The organism is Corynebacterium sp. c25Ua_47, assembly GCF_039907205.1.
GTDB lineage: Bacteria > Actinomycetota > Actinomycetes > Mycobacteriales > Mycobacteriaceae > Corynebacterium > Corynebacterium hiratae.
This window is the reverse complement of the sequence record NZ_JASBOH010000016.1, coordinates 1-22352: the sequence shown is the minus strand read 5'-3', so window position 1 is coordinate 22352 and position 22352 is coordinate 1. Positions and strand designations below refer to the sequence as shown.

20 protein-coding genes and 1 tRNA gene are annotated in these 22352 nt (G+C 62.9%); 5 read left to right on the top strand and 16 right to left on the bottom strand.

From position 1 onward, the window contains the following. Nucleotides 1-95: 95 nt before the first annotated feature. The 7 genes from QKE52_RS12110 to typA all read right to left on the bottom strand — a co-directional run bounded on the left by QKE52_RS12110 (nt 96) and on the right by typA (nt 7207). Nucleotides 96-902, bottom strand: coding sequence for a pseudouridine synthase (locus QKE52_RS12110; protein ID WP_046648281.1), 807 nt, complete (start codon nt 900-902; stop codon nt 96-98). Beyond that, nucleotides 903-1988, bottom strand: coding sequence for a succinyldiaminopimelate transaminase (gene dapC / locus QKE52_RS12105; RefSeq protein WP_347948896.1), 1086 nt, complete (start codon nt 1986-1988; stop codon nt 903-905). It abuts the gene before it with no gap. 3 nt (nt 1989-1991) lie between these two features. Beyond that, nucleotides 1992-2315, bottom strand: a complete 324-nt coding sequence (gene fdxA / locus QKE52_RS12100) for a ferredoxin (RefSeq protein ID WP_005327491.1) — start codon at nt 2313-2315, stop codon at nt 1992-1994. A gap of 50 nt (nt 2316-2365) precedes the next feature. Further along, nucleotides 2366-2758 (bottom strand): hypothetical protein, encoded by a 393-nt coding sequence (locus tag QKE52_RS12095; RefSeq protein WP_049154368.1) that lies wholly within the window; start codon nt 2756-2758, stop codon nt 2366-2368. Next, complete coding sequence (locus QKE52_RS12090) at nt 2755-3624, bottom strand: PIG-L family deacetylase (protein WP_347948895.1); 870 nt, start codon at nt 3622-3624, stop codon at nt 2755-2757. Before QKE52_RS12090 ends, QKE52_RS12095 begins: the two co-directional genes overlap by 4 nt. Continuing rightward, nucleotides 3614-5215, bottom strand: a complete 1602-nt coding sequence (locus tag QKE52_RS12085) for an ABC transporter family substrate-binding protein (protein ID WP_347948894.1) — start codon at nt 5213-5215, stop codon at nt 3614-3616. Before QKE52_RS12085 ends, QKE52_RS12090 begins: the two co-directional genes overlap by 11 nt. Nucleotides 5216-5296: 81 nt before the next feature. Further along, nucleotides 5297-7207 carry a translational GTPase TypA gene (gene typA / locus QKE52_RS12080; RefSeq protein WP_347948893.1) on the bottom strand — a complete coding sequence of 637 codons (1911 nt, stop codon included), beginning with the start codon at nt 7205-7207 and terminating at the stop codon, nt 5297-5299. Between the two features lie 281 nt (nt 7208-7488). On the opposite strand from typA, the gene QKE52_RS12075 reads away from it, so the two are divergent. From QKE52_RS12075 to QKE52_RS12065, 3 genes are read left to right on the top strand one after another with little or no spacing between them, the layout of a single operon-like run. After that, nucleotides 7489-8208 (top strand): hypothetical protein, encoded by a 720-nt coding sequence (locus QKE52_RS12075; protein WP_347948892.1) that lies wholly within the window; start codon nt 7489-7491, stop codon nt 8206-8208. Further along, entirely contained in the window at nt 8208-8744 is a 537-nt protein-coding gene (locus QKE52_RS12070; protein WP_347948891.1) for a DUF402 domain-containing protein, read from the top strand. The genes QKE52_RS12075 and QKE52_RS12070 overlap by 1 nt, the downstream gene beginning before the upstream one ends. Before the next feature lie 42 nt (nt 8745-8786). Then, entirely contained in the window at nt 8787-9707 is a 921-nt protein-coding gene (locus QKE52_RS12065) for a DUF808 domain-containing protein (protein WP_010187282.1), read from the top strand. 3 nt (nt 9708-9710) lie between these two features. On the opposite strand, the gene zupT is transcribed toward QKE52_RS12065, so the two are convergent. Beyond that, nucleotides 9711-10508: a zinc transporter ZupT gene (gene zupT / locus QKE52_RS12060; RefSeq protein WP_347948890.1), complete on the bottom strand. Its 798-nt coding sequence runs from the start codon at nt 10506-10508 to the stop codon at nt 9711-9713. A gap of 79 nt (nt 10509-10587) precedes the next feature. Between zupT and QKE52_RS12055 the strand changes: the two genes are divergently transcribed. Next, the gene (locus QKE52_RS12055; RefSeq protein ID WP_347948889.1) at nt 10588-11445 is read left to right on the top strand and encodes a hypothetical protein; all 858 of its coding nucleotides are present in this window, start codon (nt 10588-10590) and stop codon (nt 11443-11445) included. A 448-nt stretch (nt 11446-11893) separates the two neighbouring features. Here the strand turns inward: QKE52_RS12055 and QKE52_RS12050 are convergent, their stop codons facing one another. From QKE52_RS12050 to QKE52_RS12030, 5 genes are all read right to left on the bottom strand, one after another. Further along, nucleotides 11894-12193, bottom strand: a complete 300-nt coding sequence (locus tag QKE52_RS12050; RefSeq protein WP_049156400.1) for a HigA family addiction module antitoxin — start codon at nt 12191-12193, stop codon at nt 11894-11896. A gap of 8 nt (nt 12194-12201) precedes the next feature. Next, nucleotides 12202-12483, bottom strand: coding sequence for a type II toxin-antitoxin system RelE/ParE family toxin (locus tag QKE52_RS12045; RefSeq protein ID WP_049156403.1), 282 nt, complete (start codon nt 12481-12483; stop codon nt 12202-12204). Between the two features lie 182 nt (nt 12484-12665). Continuing rightward, the gene (selB, locus tag QKE52_RS12040) at nt 12666-14456 is read right to left on the bottom strand and encodes a selenocysteine-specific translation elongation factor (protein WP_347948888.1); all 1791 of its coding nucleotides are present in this window, start codon (nt 14454-14456) and stop codon (nt 12666-12668) included. Further along, a complete protein-coding gene (gene selA, locus QKE52_RS12035) occupies nt 14457-15740 on the bottom strand; it encodes an L-seryl-tRNA(Sec) selenium transferase (protein WP_347948887.1) in 1284 nt (427 codons plus the stop codon). A 24-nt stretch (nt 15741-15764) separates the two neighbouring features. Next, nucleotides 15765-15859 (bottom strand) — tRNA-Sec (locus QKE52_RS12030). Between the two features lie 35 nt (nt 15860-15894). Between QKE52_RS12030 and selD the strand changes: the two genes are divergently transcribed. Continuing rightward, a complete protein-coding gene (gene selD, locus QKE52_RS12025; RefSeq protein WP_347948886.1) occupies nt 15895-16872 on the top strand; it encodes a selenide, water dikinase SelD in 978 nt (325 codons plus the stop codon). Here selD and nrfD read toward each other — a convergent pair. The 3 genes from nrfD to fdnG are packed head-to-tail and all read right to left on the bottom strand — an operon-like array spanning nt 16862 to nt 22278. Further along, nucleotides 16862-17953, bottom strand: coding sequence for an NrfD/PsrC family molybdoenzyme membrane anchor subunit (nrfD, locus tag QKE52_RS12020; protein ID WP_347948885.1), 1092 nt, complete (start codon nt 17951-17953; stop codon nt 16862-16864). The genes selD and nrfD overlap by 11 nt on opposite strands. Next, nucleotides 17950-18993 (bottom strand): 4Fe-4S dicluster domain-containing protein, encoded by a 1044-nt coding sequence (locus QKE52_RS12015; protein WP_347948884.1) that lies wholly within the window; start codon nt 18991-18993, stop codon nt 17950-17952. Before QKE52_RS12015 ends, nrfD begins: the two co-directional genes overlap by 4 nt. Before the next feature lie 9 nt (nt 18994-19002). Next, nucleotides 19003-22278, bottom strand: a complete 3276-nt coding sequence (gene fdnG, locus QKE52_RS12010; protein ID WP_232745308.1) for a formate dehydrogenase-N subunit alpha — start codon at nt 22276-22278, stop codon at nt 19003-19005. Nucleotides 22279-22352 lie beyond the last annotated feature (74 nt).

The window sequence follows — 22352 nt, the reverse complement described above, 5'->3', positions numbered from 1 at the left end:
CGTACAAAATGCTCAATTATGATGAATAAAACTTCGTTTGAGTTTAGTCCCTCATTCAGCGCAAACTAAAACGCGCGCCGCAAGAGCGCCGAATCTCACAGCTGAAACTCACGCTTCTCACCAGAAAGCGGATCCTTAAAGCTCAAAGCTACGTGAGTAAGCCGCAGGGGCGTGGAAAAATCGTAGAGGGACAACCCGCGATCCACCGGATAAGTATCGTCCCCCACAATCGGATGCCCCAGGTGGTTAAGCACCACGCGAATCTGGTGGGTATGGCCGGTCAGTGGCCAGACATCGGCCACCGCTCCCCGAGCGCGCACCCGAGTCACCGTAGGCGTGCCGATAGGATCCACGCGGACCTGGCGCTCACCCCGCACTCGCCGCATGCCCAGCCGCACCGTGCCGTCGAAGGAGAAGGGCGCGGCCACCCGAGCACGGTAGCGCTTCACCACCGCACGCTCCTGAAAAAGCTGCTGGTACGCAGCGCGCGTGCGCGGATTACGCGAGCACAGCACCAACCCCGACGTCAACCGGTCCAGCCGGTGCAGCGGCACAATAGAGTCCTCCCCGTAGTCCACGCGCAGGCGGGTTTGGAGGGTCTCGCGCACGATGCGCCCGTTCGACGTCGTGGGCAGAAAGTGCGGCTTGTCCGCGACTATCAGGTCCCCGTCCTCAAACACCACGCGGTAATCAAACGGAATAGGCTCTTCGGAAGGCACCGAAGGGTGATACCAGGCCAGCGTTGGGCCGGGAAGCACAGTGCCGGGCTCTAAGCGAGTACCGGGCGAAAACGCGGAATCGCCCGCCTCACCTGCCCAATAGGTAGGAGTGGCGGGCACGATGCCCGTGAGCATCACCTTACGCGGGCTAATCCCCTCCCGCGCTGGTGGGCGAAAGGCCATTTACGCAGCCAAGCGGGCCACGGCTGCGGCGATGCGCTCATCAGTGCCGTTGAGGCCAATGCGCACGAATTGCTCGCCCGCTGGGCCATAGAAGTCACCCGGTGCAACGAGGATGCCGCGCTCGGCCAGCCAGTCGACGGTCGCCCGGCAGTTCTCACCGCGCGTTGCCCACAGGTAGAGCCCAGCCTCGGAGTGCTCGATCCGAAAGCCCGCGCCGGTCAGTGCCCGCATGAGATCCACACGGCGCGCGGCGTAGCGTTGGCGCTGGAGGGCTTCGGAGGGGTCGTCGTCAAGCGCGGCGACCATGGCCGCCTGGATGGGGCCTGGAACGATGAGCCCTGCGTGCTTGCGCAGCTCCAGCAGCTCCGCGATGAGCTGGGCATCGCCCGCGAAGAAACCGGCACGGTAAGAAGCCATGTTCGCGCTCTTGGACAGCGAATGCATCGCAATGAGCCCGGTGTTGTCGCCATCGGTCACGCGCGGATCCAGGATGGACACCGGCGGGTTCTCATCATCCCAGCCCAGGCCCATGTAGCACTCGTCCGAGGCCACGATGGCGTTGTTCGCGCGCGCCCAGGCAACGATCTCACGCAGCTTCTCGACGCCCAACACCCGGCCCGTCGGATTCGACGGCGAGTTGATGAACACGAGCGACGCATCCTGGAAATCCTCATCGGCGCGCAGAGGCTTGGCACCGGCCAGAAGTGCACCGACTTCATAGGTGGGATAAGCCACCGTCGGGAAAGCCACGGTCTCGCCGCGCATGCCCAGCAAGGTAGGCAGCCAGGCGATAGCTTCCTTAGTGCCGATGACCGGCAGCACCGCGTCCACGTTCATGTTGTAGCGGCGCTGCAGCGCCTTCGCAATGGCCTCGCGCAGCTCCGGGGTGCCCTGTGTCTGCGGGTAACCGGGAGCTTCGGCCGCTGCGGACAGCGCTAACTGCACGCCAGGGGCCACCGGATCGACGGGATTGCCCACCGATAGGTCAACGATCCCGTTCGGGTGCGCCTGTGCTTTCTTCTTGGCGTCAGCAAGCGAGTTCCACGGAAAATCCGGGAGTGTGTGTCCAAGCGGCGTGCGGCTCATCTATTACTCCTGGTTCTGAGGCGGGAGTGCAGCGATCATCGGGACATCAAAGTCCTGCGGGCCGAGCGCAGCTGCGCCGCCCGGGGAGCCGAGATCATCAAAGAAGGCGGCGTTAGCATCGTTGTAGTCCAGCCACTCATCCGGGACATCATCCTCGTAGAAGATGGCCTCCACCGGGCAAGCCGGCTCACAGGCGCCGCAGTCCACGCACTCGTCCGGGTGGATGTAGAGCATGCGCTTGCCCTCGTAGATGCAGTCGACCGGGCACTCTTCAACGCAGCCGCGGTCCATCACGTCGACGCAAGGCTGCGCGATGGTGTAAGTCATAAGGTGTTTAAACTCCTGTGTGTCACGGGTTTTCTACGACTAACAGTATGCTACTCCGAGGCGAAAAATGGCCAAACGCTACCCGCGATTCCCGCGGCGAACAGCAGCAGGCTGAGAATATTATTGGCCAGCAAGCTACCGTCCCCGATGGCGGCACCCAGCATGAACGCGAGGAAACCCGCCACCCAAGCTAAACCGGGCAAGCCCGCGATGTAGGGATTCTCACTCCACAGCCGCGCTGTGCGGGTCAGCACCCCATTGAACCAGAAGGCGATGAGGATGGTGATCGGAAAGGCCACGCTGGCCCCGTCGAACCATGGCACGCGGGCGGTGAGATAGACCACCTCTAAGGTCAGCGAGCAGAGTGCGCCTAAGACGAGCCACACTAGGCCCCCTACTTGCTCGCCGCGGGAGAAGTCGGTGCGGATTGCGCGCTCGCTCATTTCTCCCCCAGCAATGAATCCTGCGGCTCACCTTGGCCCAGCTGGTAGAACTCGTGGCGCAGCAGCGGCATGGTGAGCAGGTTGGACAAGGCATAGGCAGCGGGAACCTCCGCGGGATCCTTCAAACCCGCCTGGGCGGCGTGAGGGTTGACGGTGGTGAGGGAGCCGTCGGCAAGCCAGATCTGCGTGGCGTGGACCAGCATCGCTGCGCGCTTGGCGCTGAGAGCCGCGTCAGTGAGTTCGTAGGTCACGTCGCAGCCATCATTGGTGAAGTTATCCAGGTACTCCTTATCGGGCAGGCTCCAGCCCTCCGGAGGGGTAACAGCATCGAGTCCGCGGTAGTGGGCGGCGCGCTCAAAGACGGCCCACCAGATGCGCTGCTCAGGCGCGGCAGCCGCGTGCACGGCCTTGTGCACAGCGATGTGGTCGGGGTGGCCGTAGCCGCCGTCCGGGCCATAGGTCAGCACTGCATGTGGACGCAGCGCGGCAAGGTGGCCCCGCAACAGGTCGGCGGCCTCCTCCACGCGGTTGACCAGGGCCCGCGGATTCTCGTGAGCGGGCGAGCCTTCCATGCCGGAATCCCGGAAGTGCCCGAAGCCGCCCAGCTGGATGCCGTCGACACCTAAAGCGTCGAGCGCGTGCTTAAGCTCCCAGGCGCGGAACCCTCCCAGCTGGTCGGTCTCCGCGAGGCCCTGGTAGGGCTCGCCGATGATCTCGCCTTCCTCACCCAGCGTCGCGGTAATCACCGTGACCTGCGCACCGCGGGCGGACAGGTCCGCCAACGTTCCGCCGGTAAAAAGCACCTCGTCATCTGGGTGGGCATGAACGGCCACGACACGGTAGCCGGTGAGATCCTTAGTCATCATCTTTCCTCCACTGCGGTGCGCTGATGAGGCCGGAGTCCCAGTCCTCAATGCTTTGTCCGGGGCCAACAATACCCTTGCCCAAAGCATGGATACGCACCTCGTTGAGCAGCGGGACGAAGAGCGCTTCCTCCCTGTTGAGATGCTCTACGTGCTCCTGCGCGGTCGCGGAATCCACCTCGCCAGAGAGAATGCCCAGGGCAGTGTCGGCGGAGTTTTCCGGGCAGTACCCAGACAACGTTGCCGCCGGGCGCGTGGGTGTCGCGCACACGAAATAGTTGGCCAAGCTGAGTGCGTCCTCGCCGTTCTCATCCCACGCCACCACAGCATCCACCTTGCCCGCCGGGAGCAGGTCGGAGGTAATCGTGGTCAGGCGTTCGGTGACGACCTCCGCGTCGATGGCCTTGGCTTGGAGCACGTCCACGATGGTAGTGGCCGCCGCCAAGGCGGTGGGGTACTGGGGATCCACGGCAATCCGCACCGGCTTGCGGCCCGCACGCTCGCGCAACGGGGCGAGCTCCGCGTGGCTATCGAAGGGATTGTTCCCAGCCTTGAGCTCCGAGGCGCGGCCGGTGGCCAGGCGGGCTAGTTGGTCGGTGTCGAGAAGCGAGGCTAACGCACGGCGTTGCGCCTGTTCATCGAGCGCTCCCTCGACGGCCGACATGTTCAGCCGCAGCTGGCGTTGCCGGGTCACCACACCGGTATTGACGTTGCTGAGCAGGCTCAAATTCTCCAGGGTGGTCTGCTGCGGGGTGATATCAGCAAAACCGATCTGGTGCGAGCGCAACATGTTCACCGCCTGCGCGGTATCGCGCACAGCGCGCAGCTGAATGACGTCGATATTCGCGGGATCTTCTCCCCAGAACCGATCATTGCGGTTGAGGGTAATGATTCCTCGGCCGCGGTCCATTCCGGCGACGAGGTAGCGCCCGGCCGAGGCAGGGATCCCGTCCGCCAGGGCCGAGGCGAAATCACGGTCTTCCAGAAGGTGAGAGGGCACGAGGTTGGCAAAGAGCTTGTGCCAATCCTCCACGCGGTGGCCAAAGTCAACGGTGACCACGCGCCCATTCCCGGAGGTCCGCACGGCTGTAATTGCCCGGTAGCCAGCCACGTCCTTCGCGCCCGGCGTGCGCGTTATCTGTGACCACAGGTAGTTAAAATCGGAGCCGCTGATCGGCGTGCCATCCGACCATTGCGCCGGCCCGGCGATGGTATAGCGCACCCGCATGGCAATGCTGCCGGGGGCTTCGATCTCCTCTGCGGATTCCAGGACATCCGTATCCATCTCAGAGCCGTGGAAAGCTGAAGGAAGGACCAGCTCCGCAATCTGGTTGACCAGCTCGGAGTTGTTCGCCACTAGGTGTGGGTTGAGCCCACCGCGCAGCGGGTCCACCCCAATCGCCACGGTGCTGCGCTCCGGCAGAAGGTCCTCTTCGGGTGCTGCCTCAGGTGGCGGGGCCGTGGTGCTGGAATTCGTTGGCGTGGTACTGCGATCGTTCTCATCTACCACCGGCGGCGGACCGGGGTTGGCCTGGCAGGCGGTAAGCAGAGCGGCTGAGAGGATGACCCCGAGCCTAGGCAGGAAACGGTCCACTCCACACAACCTCAAATTCCGGAAATTACTTCTTTACCACCCTGGGGCGGCGCTTGACGACGCCCCACGCATCCCCAGTGGTTACTTGTTGAGTTGCTTGGCGCGGGCGGCCGCGCGCTTGCGGTCGGTGGCGGACAGCTCGACCTTGCGCACGCGCAGAACGTTCGGGCCGACCTCGACGCACTCGTCGGTGCCACAGAACTCCAGCGCCTCTTCCAGGGACAGGGTCCGGGCCTTGGCGAGGGTGACGGTGGCATCCGCGGTGGCGGAGCGCATGTTGGTCAGCTTCTTTTCCTTGGTGATGTTGATATCCATATCCTCATCACGGTTATTGGCGCCGACAACCATGCCCTCGTAGGCCTCCATGCCCGGCTCCACGAAGAAGTCACCGCGGTCCGCCAACTGCTGGAGGGCGTAGGCGGTGATCTGTCCGGAACGGTCGGCCACCAGCGAGCCGGTCGGCCGGGCCTTGATGTCACCGGCCCAGACGTCGAGGCCATCGGAGATGGAGTTGGCGATGCCAGCGCCGCGGGTCTCCGTCATGAACTGGGTGCGGAAACCGATGAGACCGCGGGCGGGGACGCGGAAGACCATGCGGACCCAGTCACCCTCGCGCACGTCCATGGACTGCATCTGCCCCTTGCGGGTGGCCAGCAGCTGGGTAATGGCACCTTGGTGCTCGGACGGAGAATCGATGGTGAGCATCTCGTACGGCTCCATCGTCTTTCCGTCGATGACCTGGGTGACCACCTGTGGCTTACCGACGGTCAACTCGAAGCCCTCGCGGCGCATGTTCTCGATGAGCACGGACAGCGCCATCTCGCCGCGGCCCTGGACTTCCCAAGCGTCGGGGCGCTCGGTCGGCAGCACCTTGAGGGAAACGTTACCGATAAGCTCCTGGTCCAAGCGAGCCTTGACCATGCGGGCAGTGAGCTTATCGCCGCCGCCCTGGCCTGCCATCGGGGAGGTGTTGACGCCGATGGTCATGGAAATAGCCGGCTCGTCGACCTTGATGCGCGGCAGCGGCTGCGGGTTCTCCACGTCCGCGATGGTGTCACCAATCATGATGTCGGAGATACCGGAGATGGCCACGATGTCACCGGCGATGGCCTCGGTATCCGGCTGGCGCTGGAAACCGACGGTGCGCAGCAGCTCCGCCACCTTGACGGTCTTGGTGTGCATCTCGCCTTCATCATCGTAGTGAATCCAGGCCACCTGCTGGCCCTTCTTGATGGTGCCGGAGTAGATACGCAGCAGAGCAATACGGCCCAGGAAGTCATCGGAGTCCAGGTTGGTCACGTGTGCCTGCAGAGGAGCGTCGACCTTGGCGGAGGGCTCGGGGAGGACGTCATAAATAACGTCGAAAAGCGCCTGCAGATCATCGGTGTTCGGAACGTTGCCATTGCCTGGGTTCTCAGTGGAAGCCTTGCCCTCGCGGCCGGAGGTGTAGAGGACCGGCAGGCCCAGCAGCTCCTCGGCGGCAGCGGCTGCTTCCTCGTCCTCGAGGCCAGCGGCGATTTCCAGCAGCAGGTCCTGGGCCTCGGTGACGACCTCGTCGATGCGGGCGTCCGGGCGGTCGGTCTTATTCACGCAAATGATGACCGGCAGCTTCGCCTCCAGCGCCTTGGTGAGCACGAAGCGGGTCTGCGGGAGGGGACCTTCGGAGGCGTCGACAAGCAGCACAACGCCGTCCACCATGGAGATACCGCGCTCGACCTCGCCGCCGAAGTCGGCGTGGCCTGGGGTATCGATGACGTTGATGATGAGATCCCCGCCGTCCTTGCCTAGGCCCTTGCGGTGGATGGCGGTGTTCTTCGCCAGAATGGTGATGCCGCGCTCGCGCTCCTGATCGTTGGAGTCCATGACGCGATCCGAGTGTTCGCCATGGTCGCCGAAAGCGCCGGACTGCTCCAGCATGCCGTTGACAAGGGTGGTTTTACCGTGGTCAACGTGCGCGACGATGGCTACGTTACGGAATTCAGTATTACTCACGTGTGGGGTGCTCCTTCAAAGCATGGTGCGTTAGCGATGTGAACGGCCCTTAAATATACTCTCTAGCCCTTTGATGTGCAGCATCGCGCGCATCATCCCGCAGAGCGCTGCGGGATGTAACAGATTGGTATCAAGCGCCGACATACCCCACAGTAGAGCTCTAAAAAGAGTTGACTACGCCGAAAAAGTGAATATTGTGACAGCAGATACTATTGTGACTGATGTGATCACTGTGTAGTTTCTGTGACGCCACTTCCCCCACCCACACGCAAGGATTCTCCATGGCCTTTTCTGAACAGCACTCCACCGGTTCCGCCCGTCGCGGCGTAGCCGGACTCACTGCTGCCCTGATGATGGGCCTGCTCAGCATCACGCCCGCGCATGCCGGCGCCCCTGATCTCTCCTCGCTGGTGAACGTTCCTCAGAGCAGCAACCCGCTGGACAGCCTCGGCCGTCCCACCCCGGAGACGCAGGAGCGCGTTCGTGCTTTCGCGGCACAGCCATGGGTCCCGCAGGAGGCTCGCAGCGCCATCCTCACCGCACTCAACTTCACCGCTGGTGACGGCGGTGAGGGCGGCGTCGCGATGCCGGAGGGAAATAACCCCGGCTTCCGCCAGTTCTACTGGCCCACAGTTTCCGCGCAGTGCATCGGCGGGCAGGGCGATTCGGTGGGTTCCGCCATCGCCGTACCGGGCCCGACCGATATGCCGGCCCCAGGCGCCGGTGAAGGCGAAGCCGTCTTCCTCTTCACCGCCCTGGGTACCCCGACCGCCGCTGAAGAACAGGGCGCCATGCGCGTCCAGTGGTTCAACCTGGACACCTTCCAGTTCGGCACCACTCCCCTCTTCAACAACGGCATCAACACCGATGGGCCAACCACGGTCTCGGGCCGCGCAACGACCGGCAAGGGCACCATCGTGGCGGTCCTCTCCGGTGCGGTCAACACTGCTGAATCCTCGTGTTCCTTCCCACCTACCGCGGCTTTCCTCGAGGTGAACTAATGAGCACAGATCTGCACCCAGTCAAGCAAGAGACCTTCAATACGGCCGACAACATCAATGTCGACCCGAAAGGTTTCCAGCGCGAGGTAGACACCTACCGGGTCACCGATTTTGGCCTGTACATGGCCCGCGGCGCCAACCACCCGCGCTTCGGCTACCTCGAGTCTTGGCTGCTGCCAGAGCTCGGCCTGCGCGCCAATATCTTCCACTTCCGCGAGGGCGTGGACGTGCACCAGGACTTCTACATCGACGTCGCCGACATCGACGTTGACGGGGACGTGTGGACCACCCGCGATCTCTACGTCGACTTGGTTTCCACCTCCGGCGAGCCGGTCGACGTGCTCGACATCGACGAGCTAGCCGCGGCCACCTCCAACGGCCTCATCAGCGCCGAGGAGGCCGAGCGCGCCATGGAGCGCACGCTGGCCGCCGTCGAGGGCATCACGCGTTACGGCGATGACGCCATGAATTGGCTGCGCACGCTGGGCATGGACCTCACATGGGCAGAGGATGTAGAGCTCGTTCCTGCCGAGTAAAGTTGGGGAGACACTTCTCCCCTACCCCTAAGGATGTGAGCCATGGCCGGTGGCCTCTTTGCCCTGCTTGACGACGTCGCCCTGATCGCCCGCTCCGCTGCCTCCAGCGTCGACGACGTGGCAGCGCTAGCCGGAAAGACGTCGATGAAAGCCGCCGGCGTCGTCGTCGATGACGCCGCCGTCACACCCCAATATGTCCAGGGCGTCAAGCCGCAGCGCGAGCTGCCAATGATCTGGCGCATCACCAAGGGCTCGCTCATCAACAAGCTCGTCATCATCCTGCCCATCGCGCTCATCCTGTCGTGGATCGCGCCTTGGGCCCTGACTCCCATCCTCATGTGCGGCGGTACTTACCTGTGCTTCGAGGGCGCGGAGAAGATCTTCCACTCAGTTTTCCACCGTGGCGAAAAGGAGGAAAAGCCAGCGGAAGAAAGAGGCCCTGAGGCCGAAGACTCCCTGGTCAAGTCCGCTATCACCACGGACCTCATCCTCTCCGCCGAGATCATGGTCATCTCCCTCAACGAGGTCATGGACCAACCCTTCTGGCTGCGCCTCGGCACCCTAGTCACCGTCGGTGTCCTCCTCACCTTGGGTGTCTATGGCGCCGTCGGGCTGCTAGTCAAGATGGATGACATCGGCGTCGCCCTGCTCAAGCGCCACGATGGTGACTCCGCCCTGGGTACCGCGTTGGTGAAGGGCATGCCCATCGTGCTCAACATCATCGGCATCATCGGCACCGCCGCCATGCTGTGGGTCGGCGGGCATATCGTGGTCAAGGGCCTGAGCGAATTCGGCGCCGAGCAGCCTTATGGCTTCATCCACCACGTGACAGAGAGCATCAACAACGGCGCCCTCGCCTGGTTGGCGGACACCGGCTTGTCCATGCTGTGCGGCTTTATTCTGGGCGCCGTTATCGTCAGCATTGTCATGGCGGTCAAGGCCACCGCGGAGCGCGTGAAATAACCTCTAAATAAACAGCGCGAGCGAAACCGCCATGACCGCCATGCCGGCAATGAGTCCGTAGATGGCGCAGTGGTGTTCGCCGGTTTCCTCCGCCGTGGGCAAGAGCTCATCGAGGGAGATGAACACCATGATGCCGGCGATGACGGCGAAGCTGATGCCGAAGGTCATCGGCCCGATAAACGGCATCAGCAGCGCGAAGCCAATGAGAGCGCCGAGGGGCTCGGCCAGCCCCGATAACGTGGCCCACCAGAACGCCTTCTTCCGCGAGCCCGTTGCGCTGCGCAGGGGTACCGCCACCGCAATGCCCTCGGGGATGTTGTGAATGGCGATAGCCACGGCAACGGGGATGGCGATCTCCGGGGCTTCAAGTCCCGAGAGGAACGTGGCGAAGCCCTCAGGGAAATTGTGAATGGCCAGCGCGAAGGCGGTGAACATGCCGGTCTTCATCAGCCTTTTGCGCCGCGCCTCTTCTTCGGTCGTGGCCGGCTCGTGCGGGTTGATCTCTTCAGGTACCAGGCGGTCAATGATGGCGATAATCGCAATGCCCGCGAAGAATGCCCCCATCATCGTCCAGGTGGCCCGCACTTCGTCCCCGAGGGTGCTTTCTAGCTTCTTCAGGGCCTCCGGCAGGATTTCCATAAAGGAGACGTAGAGCATCACGCCCGCGGACAGGCCCAGGGCAGCGGCCATGAACTTCGGGCCAGGTTCTCTCTTGCCTACGGCGAGGGCGCCTCCGATGGACGTCGACAAGCCAGACAGCAACACAAGGCTGAAAGCGAACGCGATGGTGGCTAAGTCCATAGTGGGAAACTATAGCGTGTCTAACCCGGCCTCTGCGTAAGCTTGAAGGAAGTCCATCGCTTCCCATCTGACTCTTGAGGTGACTGTCGCAACCATGGCGCTATATCCGCTGGCTCCGTCCTACTTTGGTGTTGAGCACGTCGCGATTCTCGAGCATCTTAGCCTCGGCACCGCGCTGAGCATCCCGGGGTTGGCGCAGCAGCCTGCGCTCATCGACGTGTCCTTGCTCCCCGATCCCACCACCGGCGGCTGGCGTGTGCGCTCGGATTTCGGTTTTCTGGGCGCGCTCGATGGCGAGGAGTCCTCCGGGTATCAGGCGCTCAATCGTCTGCGCACTGCGGCGATGACTCCAACGACGCAAGCCACCGTCGAGATTGTTGATGGCGAGGTGGAGGTCGCCGTTGCGCTGGGACTCGACCCGTGGATGATTCCCGCAAACAATCAGCCGGCGGGTACTGCCCTGCTCAGCGGTGGGTACGGCGCCCTCGTTCGTGTCGCGGAAGGTGAGCTCACCGCGCACCAGCTGCGCGAGATGGGAACCGAGCAGCTTATCGTGACGCTTGCGCTTCTCGACGACACCGTCCTCGCCACCCACGACAACCTCGTCCTCGGCCCGTGCGCGCAGCTCTCCGACGTCCCAGCGCTGGCCGCCGCGTTCGCAGCTGCCTCTCAGTCCGGTGTTTCCCTGGCCGCCCGGGCTTATGCTGCAGGGGGCCGCATCGCCGTGGACCTTCCCCTAGACCCTGCTGACTCTGCTGACCCTGCCGAGCTCTTCGCCCCCGCTGTCCCTCCGCTGCCGCTCGACCCGGACAAGCCCGCTATCCCGCCAGCGCTCGACCCTGACGCCGATTGGGAGTTCACCACGCCTGCGGATCCTCTTGCCTCACCTCTGCCCACCGGATCGCGTGCCTTCACGTCCCCCAAAGGCACCTTTTAACTGGCACCTTATGCACTTACGCTAATTCATTGGCCTGGGGTTTCTCCGAAATCCGGCCGCAAATGGTGCCTTTACTTTGGTTCCTTTGCCCCTGTTGGTCGGCCGCGACCTGGCTGCTAAACCCACCTCTCGCGTAGGGTCTTATTTACGCTAGCTCACCGTTTCAGAAGCTCAGGAACTCATCATGCCCAGCAAACAACACAACAATCGCAGAAATCGATCCTCTACAGGCTCTAAAGCTGACGAAGTTAATGCTTCGAAGAAACGCTATGCGCAGAGGATGGAGCACCTTGCCACCCGACAAGAGCGCTATGCCGATCGCGATTTTGCGATCTGGGCCGAAGACTCCTGGGGAAGCGATGATCCTGACCTAGGCAGCCGCCATTCAGTCCGCTCTGCTTCTGGCGGACGCCCCCAGTCCAATCGCTCTCGCTATTAACCGCTGAATTTAAGCCGCCCCGAGGGGCCGGATGCCATCGATTTCATCAGCGACGGCATCCTCAGCCACCTCCAATTCATAACGGCTTTGCAGGTTGAGCCAATACTGCGGTTCGATTCCGAAGTACTTTCCTAGCCGAAGAGCGGTATCTGCGGTGATTCCACGCTTGCCGTGAACAATCTCATTAATCTTCCGCAGCGGGACGCCAATTTCTACAGCCAGTTGGTGTTGGGTAATCCCAAAAGCTTCGATGAAATCTTCATTAAGCACTTCGCCGGGGTGAATCGGCGGATAAAGCTTAGTACTCATAACCGTCCTTAGTGATAGTCCTCGATAACAACGTCCGCTGGGCCGGCCTCGGTCCAGCGGAAGGTGATCCTCCACTGCTGATTGACTCGGATACTGAATGTTCCTTTCCGGTCACCTTTCAAAGCTTCGAGGCGGTTGCCCGGTGGAATACGTAAGGAGTTCAGCGAAACAGCAGCATCGAGCTGATGGAGTTTTCTATTAGCAGTTTTGTGGATTCTCGAATCAATCCGCGGCGACGCTTCGCGTAACCAGACAAGCTCGGTATCACGGTTACCGAAAGACTGGATCATGGGTTCACCCTACAAAACATAACGGAGACCGTCAATGACGGTCACCGCTAAGCCAATGAAGACACTTGCGCCTTCAAAGTTTTCTCAATGGCCACCAAAGGCACCTTTTAACTGGCACCTTATGCACTTACGCTAATTCATTGACCTGGGGTTTATCCGAAAACCGGCGACAAATGGTGCCTTTACTTTGGTTCCTTTGCCCCTGGCCCGAATGCGAAGCGCTTGCCGTCGACTAGGCGGGTCGCGCCGGTGGCATCGAGGTGCTCGAAGAGCGGGATGGCAACCCGGCGCGTCGTCCCCAGGGCTTGGCGCGCCTCCGAGAGGGTGAAAGGCTGTTCCAACGTAGAGACAACTTCGAGTGCCTCGCGAGGAGCGGAAGGCAAAAGCACAACGCCTTTGTCTAACCGGAGCACACGCCCGGCGCGCTCGGCAGCGGCGAGCTCTTTGGGGCCCAGTCCTAGTTCCTTGAGTTCTTCTGCCTCCGGGGCAGCGAAAGGCTCGGCGTGCAGGCGTTGCTCGAGCTCAGCTACTCCCCTCTCCGCGGGGCCCAGGTCGACGGACTGACCGGGCACGCGCAGCACGCCATCGACCGATTCGAGCTTGGCTGCCGCTACTGCTAGGCCCAGCAGGGCCGGCTCTGACAGGTTCAGCGCGTCCATGGCCGCTGCTTTCGTCAGTCCTGGGGATAGCGGGTTGGCTGCCCTGTGTTCGTCGACCGCACGCAGAAGTGCGTCCTTCCACGCGGTCACCTGTCGTGCGGCAATCCACCACTGAGCGAACTCGATGACTCCGGCAGGCTTTTCCTCCACCGAGAAGCCATCGCGCACGAGCTCTTCACGTGCAGCGTAGCCGCAGCGCTTGAGCCACTCGGACGGGTTGGTTGCTTCTAAAACTTCTAGCTCAGCTGCGCGCTTCTTCGCATCACCACGTCTGCTCAGCTCAGCCGGGTGCACGTCCACGACCTCAAAGCCCGCCGCCACGTGCCGCCCGCCGGGGCTGCGCACCACAAACCGATCGAGCAGCGTGAGTGGTAACGGGCGTTCGAGAGTCAACCGGGCATGGTCACCGCCTAAAGGCCGCAGACGGGCACCAACGCCCGCGGTGCCGATGTGCACCACGAGGTTCTGGGGAAGCTCAGCCATCTCAGTGCCAAAGATACGGCGAATATCCACGGTATCGAGCACCCGCCAATGCCCTGGGCTCAGCAGTGCATCCCCACGATGAACCTCATCCGCGGCCACCCCACGGAGGTTGAGCGCTACACGCGTAACCGGACCAGCGCTGTCCACCGACGTGTTTTCACTGTGCACTCCGCGCACCGTCACGAGTTGCCCGCCAAGCTCCATCTCATCCCCCACCGAGACAGTCCCCGCCGCCAGCGTTCCCGTCACCACGGTGCCAGCACCCTTCACGCTGAAGGCGCGATCGACCCACAACCGCACGCGTGCTTGGCAATCCGGCGCGGGCATAGCGGCGAGCACCTGGTCTAACTCGGCGCGAAGCTTTTCGACGCCCTCGCCGGTCTTTGCGGAGACTTCGACCACGGGAGCGTCGGCAAGCGCTGTTTTCGCCAGCTCTGCCTTGACCTGCGCGGTGACCTCAGCGCGGCGGGCAGCGTCTGCCTTATCCGCGCGGGTCAGCGCGACCACACCGTGCTCGATTCCCAGAGCGCGCAATGCATCGCGGTGGTCAGCGGACTGCGCTTGCCAGCCTTCATCGGCCGCCACGACAAAGAGCACCACCGGCGCGGGCCCCACCCCGGCCAGCATGTTGCCCAGGAACTTCTCGTGTCCCGGCACATCGACAAAAGCCACGTCGGCGCCGGAGTCGAGCTTCGTCCACACGAACCCCAAGTCGATGGTCAAACCGCGCCGCTTCTCTTCCTCCCAGCGGTCCGGTTCCATTCCCGTCAGGGCTTTGACCAGGCTCGACTTTCCGTGATCCACATGCCCGGCGGTCGCCACAACGTACACCTACATCACCGCCTGAATCGCAGCAATAAGCTCCGCATCCTGCGCCTCCGGCACGCAGCGCACATCCACCAGGCAGCGTCCCTGGTTCACGCGTGCCACCACGGGAGGCTCGCCCAACCGCAGTGGACGTGCCAGCTCTTCTGGCAACGCCACGGCCCAGCCCGGCAGCGGTACCTCGGGCGCCCCGCCGCCGCCCACACGCCCGGCATGCTCGACAACCTCGCCGCCCACCGCCGCGGCGACCTTCTCGGTACGCTCGCGATGACGTTTAGCGTCAATGTGCAGCGCATCCCGCACGGCGTTAGAGGGAGCGGCAAGGGAGGCCTCAAGGGCGTTAAGCCGCAGCTTATCGATGCGCACCGCCCTCGCCAGCGGATGTTTCTTACACGCGGCGATCGCTTCCTTCTTTCCCACAAGCACGCCGGCTTGCGGTCCGCCGAGGAGTTTATCCCCCGAGAAGAGCACTACGTCCGCGCCATCCCGAAGAGCCTCGCTGGCGGAGGGTTCCTCAGGAAGCACCTCATCGGGTGCGAGCAACCCTGAGCCGATATCCACGATGAGCGGCAGATCTGTGAGTCTGCGCAGGTCTGCAACCGGCACAGAAGACGTAAACCCACTGATCAAGAAGTTCGAGGGATGCACCTTGAGAATCGCCCCGGTGTTCTCCCCGAGCGCCCGCTCGTAGTCCGCCACGTGGGTGCGGTTCGTCGCGCCCACCTCCCGCAGCCGTGTGGCCGTGGACTCGATGAGCTCCGGCAGACGGAAGCCCGCACCAATCTCAATAAGTTCGCCGCGGGAAATGATGACCTCCTTGCCCGGGGCCAAGGCAGCGGTCGCCAGCAACAGCGCAGAGGCCCCGTTGTTGACCACCAGCGCATCCTCCGCGCCGGGGCAGGCAGCCAAGACAGCGTCGACTGCCGCGCGCCCTCTATCCCGTGAGCGCAGGCCGCTGTCTAAATCCATCTCAACGTCCGTATAGCCAGCTGCTGCCACGAGCGCATCCACCGCTGCCGGCGGCAAAGGGGCGCGGCCCAGGTTCGTGTGGATGATCACGCCCGTGGCGTTAATGACGCGGCGCAAGGAATAGGGCTGTGCTACTTCCAGCCTGTCGGCCAGCTCCTCTTGAATGCGGGTGGGGTCGAGGGAGCCGGAGCGGGCGTCGGCAAGCACGGCATCGATGGTCGCCCGGACCGAGTGCGGGGCCAAGCGCTGGTGGGCGTCCTGCACCGCTGGGTACTGGAGGATTTCATCCATCTTCGGGATGAAGCGGCGGGGGTCAGTCATCAAAGTTCCTCCTAGCTGCGCTAATGGCGGAGACGGACAGGAATCGAACCTGCCAGACCGAGATACTCGGCCTCACCGGTTTTGAAGACCGGGGCGCCCACCAGGACACGTACGCCTCCGTCTGCTCACCATACACGCGGCTAGAATGGCCCCCATGTCTGACATCACACTTACCTCCTTTGCCGCCGGTGGCGGCTGCGCCTGCAAGATTCCTCCGGGAGAGCTCGAATCGGCCGTCGCGGGCCTCGTGGGCACCGCGGACCCCAACGTGCTGGTCGGGCTTGACGACGGCGACGATGCCGCCGCCGTGCGCATCCCAAACGGCCTCGCGGTCATCTCCACCGCGGACTTCTTCACCCCGATGCTCAACGACCCCTATGACTGGGGCCGGGTGGCGGCAGCCAATGCGCTTTCCGACGTCTACGCCATGGGCGGCACTCCCATCACCGCCATCAACCTCGTGGGCTGGCCGCGCGAGAAGCTCGGCCTCGACATTTTGCGCGAAGTCCTGCGCGGTGGCATGGATGTGGCCAGCGAGGCAGGGATCTCCATTACTGGTGGACACTCCATCACTGCCCCGGAGCCCACGTATGGTTTGGCTGCCACGGGCATCGTCCACCCCGACAAGATTATGCGCAACGACGCCGCCGAGGCGGGCCTGCCCATCACGCTGACCAAACCGATTGGTGTGGGCATCCTCAATAACAAGCACAAGGCCACCGGTGAAGTCTCCCAGGCCGCGGTGGATTCCATGACCACGCTCAACCGCGACGCTGCCGCGGCCGCCGTAGCCGCGGGCGTGCGCGCGGCTACGGACGTCACCGGCTTCGGGCTTCTGGGCCACCTCTACAAGATGTGCCGCGCCTCCGGTATTGGTGCGGAGCTGGATTTTTCCGCTGTTCCTGCGGTGGACGGCGCCATGGAGGCCCTGGCGGAGGGCTTCATCCCGGGCGGCTCGCGCCGCAACCTGGATTGGGTCCGCCCCCACCTCGACTCAGACTTGAGCGAAGAGGACTTGGTCTTCCTCGCCGATGCCCAAACCTCGGGTGGCCTGCTGGTCATCGGCGAGGTTCCTGGCTATCCGGTCATTGGGCGCACCGTGACGGGTGAGGCGCGCATTACTATCCGCTAGTCACCGTCGAGTGCGTGAGGCCTTCTGTCTGGCGGCGGGCCTCAGCACGGCGCTTCTGCGGGCCGATGCTTGTCGCGGGGTCCTTCACCGCCTCCAGCCCCGCATTGAGCACGCCGAAACGCGTGCAGGCAGAACCCGCCAGAAGTGCCAGGCCGGAGACCACCGACACCGCGCGCGACTTTGTGACCGACGCGATTGCGGTTCCCACCCCGCCCGCGGCAATGAGCGCCTCGGAGGCCTTCATGAGTTTCCCGGGCGTGCCTTCGTGCAGCGGACGCAGAGGCTCGGGCTCCATGTTCGCTTCCATGACACGGGTCGCGGCCAGATCGGTCGCCGCGGCAGTGATACCGAGTACTCGTGCCGCGCCAGCATTCTCCACCGGTGTGAAGACCATGGCGGCGCCCGACGCCGCCGCCGAAGCCGAGGACACGAACACATAAGGCAGATGCTTCTTCGCGTCATTCCACGTCGGGTTTGACGTGTTGGCCAACAGCACCGCCGTGTAGCCCGCCAGCGGGCCACCAAGCACGCCGGCGACAGCGCCTGCTGGACCCGCCGCCGTATCGAGGAGGCGGCGAAGCGGCTTCGGCAGCACACCGCCGACCAGTGCGTCCGCTTCCACGACCGCCGGCAGGGCCGCGGCGGAAGCGAAGCTGCCCAGGATCCACGAGCCGATGGACATCGGCGAGGTCACCTTGAAGACGCGGAACATGTTGAGCAGGCGCTCTGGGCGGCCGAGGTCGAGCACCAAAAAGACCGAGCCTACCGACGCCGCGGAGAAAGCCGTCAGCCGCGTCGAGCGTTTCAGCGGTGCGTTCCCCGTGGCCTGGGCACCGGCGGCCAACATCGCAGAACCGCCGGCCACGCCGCCGAGGAAGAGATAGCCGCCGATGGGCCACTCCCACGGCGGGGCCTTGACTACGGGCTTGCCGTAATACGAGGAGAACTCGAAGTCCTCCGCCATACGCTCTTCTTTGGAACCATCCTGTGCCCCAGCGCCGACTCGTCCACGCCGGCGCTTCTTGCCGCCGCGCCGGCGCCGCGGCTCCTGGGGCGGGCGATACTCATCAAATTCGCTCATTTGCGGCCTCCCAACATGAATGCCCCGGCCACGGCCAGCGCCATTCCTCCGATAGCTTTCACTGCGGTCTTGTACATCTGCGGCAAATCCGCCGTGGGCACGCGTGGATCCGGCGGCAGCCCGTAGACCTCTGGGGAATCGAGCAACAGGAAAATAGAACCCGTTCCACCGACCCCATCCTGGGAATTGGCGCCGTAGAGACGAGCCTCCGTCAGCCCCTGCTCGTGCAGGACGCGCACACGCTCCTGCGCAGCAGCGAGCATCTCCTCGTAAGGGCCGAACTGGATGGAATCCGTCGGGCACGTCTTGGCGCACGCGGGCTGCTCGCCGATCTTGAGTCGGTCATAACACATGGTGCACTTCTGGGCCACGCCCAAGTTCTTGATCGGCATCGCCTGCCCCGGCATGTGGTCAGGTCCCTGGGGTTTCAGCTGCTTCAGCTTGGCCAGAACGTTGACGCCCGCATGATCCGGGACCTCATAATCCACGGTGGCGGTCTTGTCTGCCTTGAGCGTCACGCCGCCGTCATCGCGGCGCTCAATGACGCCGAAGGGACACCCGGCCACGCACGTACCGCAGCCATTGCACACATCATCCTGCACCACGACGGTGCCGAACTCAGAGCGAAAGAGCGCGCCCGTCGGGCACACGTCCAAGCATCCAGCATTGGTGCAGTGCTTGCACACGTCGGAGGACATGAGCCAGCGAAAATCATCGGTATCTGGGGTGACGCTCGGTGCGGACACCGTGGGCAGGCCCAGCGAGACAAGTTTGCGCCCGTCCTCGCGTGCCTGCTCAATACGCTCGTTGTTTTGCTCGATGAAAGCCACGTGGCGCCACGTATTCGCGCCTAGCCCACCGGTGTTGTCATAGGAATTACCGGTGACCGCATAACCCTCCACCGGGTTGCGATTCCATTCCTTGCACGCCACCTCGCAGGCCTTGCAGCCGATACATACCGAGGTATCGGTAAAGAACGCCATTCGCTGATAGGTCTCATAGCCGTGTCGATCGGCCTTTTCGGTCAAGAAATTCGCCATGAGTCCTCCTTAGCTTTCTTTGCCTTCGTAGTCCGCTTCGTTGCCAGCTGTGGAATCATCACCAGTGTTTTCTGCAGAAGCAGTGTTCTCTTCCGTGCTGAAAGCGTCTGAGACATCGAGGATCCGGTTACCCGAATCTACAGTGAGGTGCGCCCGCTCTTGGTATTCGCGCAACAGCTTGACGCGTGCTTCGCCACGCGGACGGCGGCCCGGCTGGATATCGCATGCCCCCACCTTGGAGTTCTGGATGAACACGTTCGGCTCTAGGGTCAGGCCCAACAAGTCGTTGGCGCCATCGCCGGCCACCTCGGTGGTCTCCGATTCTCCGTAGTGATACGGCAAGCCGATCTGGTGGAAGTCCTCACCATTGATGGTGAGCATCTCCATGCGGTCCGTCACCAAAACCTGAGCCTCGATGACGCCGCGCGGGGACACGATGGTGGCCCACTCGCCGTTGACCAATCCACGCTTGGCGGCCAGTTCCTTGTCCACCTCGCAGAAGAGCCCCGGCTGCAACTCCGCCAAGTAAGGCAGGCGGCGTGACATCGCGCCCGAGGTGTACATCTCCGTCAGACGGTAGGTGGAGAAGACAAACGGGAACACGTCCTCGCCCCGCTCCCCTGGCTCGGGGCGGGAAAGGTTGTCCGCGCGTTTGATAGTCAGGCGCGTCGGTGACTGCTGCTGCTTGTACAGCGCGTTGTGCACCGGTGATTCTTGCGGCTCGTAGTGAGTCGGCAGCGGTCCGTCGGACAGCCCCTTCGGCGCGAACAGCCAACCCAAGCCATCCGGCTGCATAATGAAGGGATCATCACCGTCCAGGGCGTCGGGGCCGACGGCGTCGACAGGCGCGACGTAGTCCGGGCGCTTGGTCACCGGGAAGTCCGGGACATCATCGCCGACCCACTTGCCCTGGTCCTCGTCCCACCAAATGTACTTCTTGCGCTCCGACCACGGAGTGCCATCCGGCTTGGCGGAGGCGCGGTTATACAGAATGCGGCGGTTGGCCGGCCAGACCCAACCCCAGTCGAGTGCTACTTCATTCTGCTCCGAACCCGGAACCTTCTTCGCGGCATGGTTGATACCGTCCTTGTACACGCCGGTGTAGATCCAGCAGCCGCCGGAGGTGGAACCGTCGGCCCGCATCTCCGTAAAGGCCGGCAAAAGCTGGCCCTTCTTAGGCCCATCAAGGTAGTAGCCGTTGATCTCACGCAGAATCTCATCCGAGCTTGGATCGCCGTGCTCATCCTCGGTGTAGTCCCAGGTGACAGACTTGATCGGCAGATCGCGCGGATCAGTTGAATCCGCGAGGCGCGCCCGAATCTTCTTGCCCAGCTGGTAGAAGAACCAGGCCTCACTGCGGGCCTGGCCCGGCGGCGGAGTCGCCTGGAAGCGCCACTGCACCATGCGCTGAGTCTGGGTAAAGGTTCCGGACTTCTCCACGTGCGTTGCCGCCGGCATGAGGAAGACCTCGGTGGCAATCTCCTCGGTCTTGAGCTCGCCGTTCTTGACTTCCGGCGAATCCTTCCAGAAACTTGCCGTTTCAATCTCCTGGAAATCGCGGACAACCAGCCACTTCAGCGAGGCGAGCCCGCGGCGCTGCATGCCGCCGTTGGACTGCGCCACCGCCGGGTTCTGGCCAAAGACAAAGTAGCCTTCCACCTCCTTGCGCAGCATGGCCAACAAGGTCTCATACGTCGAGTGCGCACCGGACAGGCGCGGCATGAGGTCAAAACCCCAGTTATTTTCCTTGGTTGCGGCGTCGCCCCAGTAGGACTTCATGAGCGAGACCGCGTAGTTCTCACCCAGCTGCCAGAAACCCTTCTGGTCTTCCTGCCGGAAGGAATCCAGGTAATCTTCCCAGGTCTCCTGATCCGCGTGCGGCATGGGCAGGTAGCCCGGCAGCGAGTTAAAGAGGGTCGGAATATCGGTCGATCCCTGAATCGAGGCGTGCCCGCGCAAAGCCATGATCCCCGAGCCAGGTCGGCCCACGTTGCCCATGAGCAGCTGCAGGATCGCCGCGGTACGGATGAACTGTGCACCCAGGGTGTGCTGGGTAAAGCCCAGCGCGTAGGCGAAGCACGTAGTGCGCTCCGGGGTGGAGTTCTGCGCAATCGAGTCCGCCAAGTAGTAGAAGTCCTCCGGCGAAATGCCACAGGTCTCTTCCACCATCTCCGGGGTGTAGCGCGAGTAGTGGCGCTTGAGAATCTGGAAGACCGTATTCGGATCCTCCAGCGTCATGTCCTTCTCCACGTTCCACGAGGAGCCCTCAGGCTTTCGCACGTACTGCCACGAGTCCGTGACGTACTTGCCCTTCTCTGCGTCGTACCCGGAGAACAAGCCCTCCAAATCCTCGGTGTCCTGGAAATCCGGCGAGATGATCGACGCCGCGTTCGTGTAATTCACCACGTAATCGTGGAAATACAGGTCATTATCCAGCACGTACTTGATAATCGCGCCGAGCAACACCACGTCCGTGCCTCCGCGAATGCCGATGTGACGGTTCGCAAAGGCAGACGTACGTGTGTAGCGCGGATCCACGTGGATAATGCGCGCACCACGCTTCTTGGCTTCCACGACCCATTGGAATCCCACGGGGTGGCATTCCGCCATATTAGAACCCTCGATGACGATGCAGTCCGCATTCGCCATATCCTGCAGCGGTTGGGTTGCGCCGCCGCGGCCAAACGACGTTCCTAGACTAGGAACAGTGGCGGAGTGTCATATACGCGCCTGGTTTTCCACCTGAATGGCGCCGGTGGCGGTAAACAGCTTCTTGATAAGGTAGTTCTCCTCATTATCCAGCGTCGCACCACCCAGGCCCGCAATGCCCATGGTGCGGTTGAGACGACGCCCATGCTTATCGACGTCCTCCCAGTGCCTCGCGCGCGCCTCCACGAAACGGTCCGCGATCATATCCATCGCGGTTTCTTCGTCGAGCTCCTGCCACTCGGTGGCATAGGGAGCTCGGTACTTGATCGTGGTGATGCGGGTCGAGGAATTAATGAGCTGCTCAGACGCAGAGCCCTTGGGACACAGGCGGCCGCGGGAAATCGGGGAATCTGGGTCGCCCTCGATTTGGATGACGCGGTCATCCTTGACATAAACGCGCTGAGAACAACCCACTGCGCAGTAGGGGCAGACCGACTGGACGACGCGGTCCGCGTCAACGGTGCGTCCGCGCAGGTCTTCACTCTTAGCCGACTGCGTGGACACGTCGCGGCCGAAGGCATCCTTGTTCCGGATTTGGCGCACAACGGGCCAATTCAGTGGGCTAAAACGTGACATGATTCAAACCTACTGGCTTGGCCTTGCGTTTTCCACCCTGTTCAAGACCAGAAAATACTGAACAAACCCAAAAC

Coding starts and splice junctions, on each gene's coding strand:
- fdxA (WP_005327491.1), bottom strand. CDS start 2,315: ATGACTTACACCATCGCGCAGCCTTGCGTCGACGTGATGGACCGCGGC.
- QKE52_RS12015 (WP_347948884.1), bottom strand. CDS start 18,993: ATGGCGAATTTCTTGACCGAAAAGGCCGATCGACACGGCTATGAGACC.
- QKE52_RS12065 (WP_010187282.1), top strand. CDS start 8,787: ATGGCCGGTGGCCTCTTTGCCCTGCTTGACGACGTCGCCCTGATCGCC.
- QKE52_RS12110 (WP_046648281.1), bottom strand. CDS start 902: ATGGCCTTTCGCCCACCAGCGCGGGAGGGGATTAGCCCGCGTAAGGTG.
- QKE52_RS12070 (WP_347948891.1), top strand. CDS start 8,208: ATGAGCACAGATCTGCACCCAGTCAAGCAAGAGACCTTCAATACGGCC.
- QKE52_RS12045 (WP_049156403.1), bottom strand. CDS start 12,483: ATGATCCAGTCTTTCGGTAACCGTGATACCGAGCTTGTCTGGTTACGC.
- zupT (WP_347948890.1), bottom strand. CDS start 10,508: ATGGACTTAGCCACCATCGCGTTCGCTTTCAGCCTTGTGTTGCTGTCT.
- selD (WP_347948886.1), top strand. CDS start 15,895: ATGTCTGACATCACACTTACCTCCTTTGCCGCCGGTGGCGGCTGCGCC.
- QKE52_RS12050 (WP_049156400.1), bottom strand. CDS start 12,193: ATGAGTACTAAGCTTTATCCGCCGATTCACCCCGGCGAAGTGCTTAAT.
- selA (WP_347948887.1), bottom strand. CDS start 15,740: ATGACTGACCCCCGCCGCTTCATCCCGAAGATGGATGAAATCCTCCAG.
- QKE52_RS12090 (WP_347948895.1), bottom strand. CDS start 3,624: ATGATGACTAAGGATCTCACCGGCTACCGTGTCGTGGCCGTTCATGCC.
- QKE52_RS12095 (WP_049154368.1), bottom strand. CDS start 2,758: ATGAGCGAGCGCGCAATCCGCACCGACTTCTCCCGCGGCGAGCAAGTA.
- nrfD (WP_347948885.1), bottom strand. CDS start 17,953: ATGAGCGAATTTGATGAGTATCGCCCGCCCCAGGAGCCGCGGCGCCGG.
- dapC (WP_347948896.1), bottom strand. CDS start 1,988: ATGAGCCGCACGCCGCTTGGACACACACTCCCGGATTTTCCGTGGAAC.
- QKE52_RS12075 (WP_347948892.1), top strand. CDS start 7,489: ATGGCCTTTTCTGAACAGCACTCCACCGGTTCCGCCCGTCGCGGCGTA.